General features: G+C 46.1%; 3 protein-coding genes and 4 tRNA genes. 6 read left to right on the forward strand and 1 reads right to left on the reverse strand.

Going from position 1 to position 3,898, the window contains the following annotated elements:
- Window positions 1-191: 191 nt before the first annotated feature.
- Together murB and birA are read left to right on the forward strand one after the other, a co-directional pair.
- Window positions 192-1,220, forward strand: a complete 1,029-nt coding sequence (murB, locus tag Q4Q49_RS21885; RefSeq protein ID WP_312000433.1) for a UDP-N-acetylmuramate dehydrogenase — start codon at window positions 192-194, stop codon at window positions 1,218-1,220.
- A complete protein-coding gene (gene birA / locus Q4Q49_RS21890) occupies window positions 1,210-2,169 on the forward strand; it encodes a bifunctional biotin--[acetyl-CoA-carboxylase] ligase/biotin operon repressor BirA (protein ID WP_312000434.1) in 960 nt (319 codons plus the stop codon). The genes murB and birA overlap by 11 nt, the downstream gene beginning before the upstream one ends.
- 27 nt (window positions 2,170-2,196) lie before the next feature.
- On the opposite strand, the gene coaA is transcribed toward birA, so the two are convergent.
- Window positions 2,197-3,147: a type I pantothenate kinase gene (coaA, locus tag Q4Q49_RS21895; RefSeq protein WP_312000435.1), complete on the reverse strand. Its 951-nt coding sequence runs from the start codon at window positions 3,145-3,147 to the stop codon at window positions 2,197-2,199.
- Window positions 3,148-3,382: 235 nt separating this feature from the next.
- Here coaA and Q4Q49_RS21900 point away from each other — a divergent pair.
- From Q4Q49_RS21900 to Q4Q49_RS21915, 4 genes are all read left to right on the forward strand, one after another.
- Window positions 3,383-3,458: transfer RNA gene (locus Q4Q49_RS21900), tRNA-Thr, on the forward strand.
- 8 nt (window positions 3,459-3,466) lie between these two features.
- Window positions 3,467-3,551 (forward strand) — tRNA-Tyr (locus tag Q4Q49_RS21905).
- Between the two features lie 37 nt (window positions 3,552-3,588).
- Window positions 3,589-3,662 (forward strand) — tRNA-Gly (locus Q4Q49_RS21910).
- Window positions 3,663-3,670: 8 nt separating this feature from the next.
- A tRNA-Thr gene (locus Q4Q49_RS21915) sits at window positions 3,671-3,746 on the forward strand.
- The last annotated feature ends 152 nt before the right edge of the window (window positions 3,747-3,898 follow it).

Genomic DNA, 3,898 nt, shown 5'->3' on the forward strand with positions numbered 1-3,898 from the left:
TCTCATTGAGATGTAACGAAGCCAGCTGAATAAGCTGGCTTTTTTGCGTATGCAATTTGTTAAGTTTAGCGTGATTTTTCGCCTAAATGCCTACTCCACGATGACTATTTCATCAATACGTGTCCTCTGCGTTAGCTGCAATCCTTGCTTTTAGCAGTTACAATGTGCTTTTGTCGTCATTGATCAAACACATGTCTCTATCTCATAGCCTTAAATCGTTTAATTCCTTTGGTTTGGCCCAGTCTTGCGCCGATCTTGTTGAGGCGCACTCAAAAGAAGCTGTTCGGGCAATGTGTTTGCCACTATGGCAACAGCAATTGCCTATGTTGGTGCTTGGTGGCGGTAGCAATCTGGTCTTCACAGAGGACTTTAACGGCACAGTTGTCAGGATGTTATCGAAGGGGATAAAAGTCTCTGAAGACGCAGAAGCGTTTTATCTCGAGGTTGAGGCGGGTGAGAATTGGCACGAGTTAATTCGGTTTACGCTCGAGCGTGGCATGTTTGGGCTGGAGAATATGGCGTTAATTCCTGGAACGGTTGGCGCAGCACCTATACAGAATATTGGCGCCTATGGTGTTGAGCTTTGTGATGTGTGTGATTGGGTTGAGTATCTTGATTTACCCTCAGGTGAGTTTGTGCGTATAAGCACAGCTGAATGTCAATTTGCTTACCGTGAGTCTATTTTCAAAGACAAATTGCGTGATCTTGCCGTAGTTACAGCTGTCGGACTGCGCTTAGCTAAACGTTGGCAACCGTGTTTGGCCTATGGTCCATTGCAATCGTTTGATCCAGTAACCGTGACTGCGCGTGAGATTTTTGATCGCGTATGCCAAGTGCGCAGTGAAAAGCTCCCAGATCCAGCAGTGCTCGGCAATGCAGGAAGTTTCTTTAAAAATCCTATTGTTAGTGCGACCTGTTATCTAGATTTAGCACAGCGTTTTCCGACAATAGTGGGTTACGCACAAGCGGATGCAACAGTGAAATTGGCGGCTGGTTGGCTGATTGAACAAGCGGGACTGAAAGGTTTTGCGCTTGGTAATGCGGCTGTGCATGACAAACAGGCTTTAGTGCTAGTGAATCGAGGTGAGGCAACGGGGCGTGATATTTGTCGTCTAGCACGGCATGTCATTACGCAGGTGCAGGATAAATTTGGTGTCGTGCTAGAAGCGGAACCTAGAATCATAGGGGCCAACGGCGAAGGAGATTTGTATGTCGGATAATTGGGGAAGAAAGCGCCAGATATTAGCGTTATTGTTTAGCGGTCAATTTGTTTCAGGCGAGCAGCTAGCCACAGAACTTGGGATTTCGCGCGCCGCAGTAAATAAGCACATTGATGCGTTAGAAACTTATGGTGTGGCAATTTATAGCGTTAAGGGTCGCGGCTATAAGTTAGCCAATCCCATCTCTTTGATTGATGCTTCACGTTTAGTGCAGTCAATTGATAACCGTTGTTTTTATTTTGATGAGATCGCAAGCACCAACGGCTTTATGCTGAGCCATACCACTGAGCTAAAAAATGGCGATGTGTGCGTGGCAGAGTATCAATCTGCTGGTCGCGGTCGCCGAGGTCGCACTTGGGTGTCGCCCTATGGGCATCACTTGTACTTCTCATTGTTTTGGACATTCCCGCAGGGAATGGCACAGGCTATGGGTTTAAGTTTAGTAGTGGCGTGCACTCTAGTTGAAGTGCTTAAATCGTTTGGGGTCGAGAATATTGGGGTTAAGTGGCCGAATGATATCTATTTGGATAACAAGAAGCTTGCTGGGATCTTGATTGAAATGTCGGGACAGGCGGATAGTCAGTGTCAGCTGATCATTGGTGTTGGCGTTAATATGGCGATGTCAGAGGAGCAAGGCAAAGGTATCGATCAGCCTTGGAGTGACCTGTCAGATTTGGTTGATATGCCAGATAAGACTGCGCTTATTATCGAATTACAGAAGCAACTGAAGCGCGATATCCAGCTATTTGAACGTGAAGGATTAGCGGCATTCAAGGCTCGTTGGCAAGCGGCAGACTTATTTTATGGCCGTGAAATACGTTTGCTTATGGGTGAAAAATCGGTCGAAGGGATTTGCCGCGGTGTTGATGAGCAAGGTGCAGTATTGCTCGAAACCGCCGATGATGTGCAAGCATTTATCGGCGGTGAAATTAGCTTAAGGGCACGCTAAGCACTCAAGAGACTATTTTACAGAAGACTATTTGCGCATCAGTACGTGGGACGTCAAATGATCCTGACCTTTCTGCAGGATCAAATGGGCCCTCTCACGGGTCGGTTGAATGTTAAGTTGTAGGTTTGGGCCATTGATTGTGTCCCAAATATTGGCGGCAATCGTATTGGCTTCATCGTCGGTTAGCGTCGAATAGTGATGAAAATAAGATTTTTTGTCACTGAATGCGCCAGAGCGGAACTGCAAGAATCGTTCTTTATACCATTGTTTCAGCAAAGGTTCTTCCGCATCGACATAAATAGAAAAGTCGACAAAATCGGAGACGAAAGGACGACGGGTATCAACGGGGGAGTCGAGTCCAGTCTGTAATACATTCAAGCCTTCTAAAATTAAGATGTCTGGCTGAGAAACGGTTTGATGCTGATTCTTCACACGGTCATAGGTGACGTGTGAATAGATAGGCGCTTTCACATGTGGCTGACCGGATTTCACGGCGGAGATAAACTCAACCAGCATTTTCATATCGTAGCTTTCCGGAAATCCCTTACGCTGTAACAACCCTTTACGCTTCAAGTCTGCCAGTGGATACAAAAAGCCATCCGTGGTCACCAGATCGACCTTAGGGTGCTCAGGCCAGTGCTGTAGTAAGGCTTGCAATATACGCGCTGTGGTACTTTTGCCGACGGCGACACTGCCAGCAATACTAATGATGTAAGGGCTTTTTGATGGCTTTTGGCCAAGAAACTCATCAACGACTAAGCCACGTTGTTGCTTAGCTTTGACTATTAGATTGAGCAGCCGACTAAGGGGAAGATAAATATCTGTGACTTCCGATAAGGATATCTTCTCATTAATGCCTCTAAGGTTTTCCAAGTCTTGCTCGCTCAGCGTCAGCGGCACTGAATCTCGTAACTCAGACCATTGCAGGCGCTCAAAGGCGAGATAGAGTGCTTTTTGAATTGAATTTTTAGAAGTCATTGGCTTTCCTCAGCTTAGGAAAGGCACAGTACACTATGGAATTATTCGGAACAATACTAAATGGGTGGTTGTAGCCGTGTTTCCGTGACCGTTTGATGTATTCGCTGTTTAATTGGTCGGTAAAGTTGGATAACGTGTAAAAAAACACCGTTCGAGCGCTTTTTTTACGTAAATAGGTGTTTTTTACTTGCACTTGGGAGCGCATTTACCTAATATCCCGTTCCGAAATGATAATGCCGGCATAGCTCAGTTGGTAGAGCAACTGACTTGTAATCAGTAGGTCCCGAGTTCGACTCTTGGTGCCGGCACCATTTTCTGTGGAGGGGTTCCCGAGTGGCCAAAGGGATCAGACTGTAAATCTGACGGCTCAGCCTTCGAAGGTTCGAATCCTTCTCCCTCCACCACTTTTTCTAGGTAGTTAGGTAGCCTTAGTTAGGTTGCGCGGACATCGTATAATGGTATTACTCCAGCCTTCCAAGCTGATAACGCGGGTTCGATTCCCGCTGTCCGCTCCAAATTAGTTGCTGATATGGCTCAGTTGGTAGAGCACACCCTTGGTAAGGGTGAGGTCGGCAGTTCGAATCTGCCTATCAGCACCAGCCTCTCTAAATTTAGCTCCTACGCCTAAACATAATCGGTTCGATGTCATTTTAATGCATCGGATTTTTTCTATATGTTAGTTTTCATCACCAAGATTCTTGGACTGAGGCATTACCATGGCTAAAGCTAAATTTGAACGTATTAAGCCCCA

The sequence above is a fragment of the Shewanella sp. SP1S1-7 genome, assembly GCF_031932105.1.
Taxonomy (GTDB): Bacteria; Pseudomonadota; Gammaproteobacteria; order Enterobacterales; family Shewanellaceae; genus Shewanella; species Shewanella baltica.

What these genes read in the sequence shown, in the direction of transcription:
- murB (WP_312000433.1), top strand. Translation starts at nt 192, where the DNA reads ATGTCTCTATCTCATAGCCTTAAATCGTTTAATTCCTTTGGTTTGGCC.
- birA (WP_312000434.1), top strand. Translation starts at nt 1,210, where the DNA reads ATGTCGGATAATTGGGGAAGAAAGCGCCAGATATTAGCGTTATTGTTT.
- coaA (WP_312000435.1), bottom strand. Translation starts at nt 3,147, where the DNA reads ATGACTTCTAAAAATTCAATTCAAAAAGCACTCTATCTCGCCTTTGAG.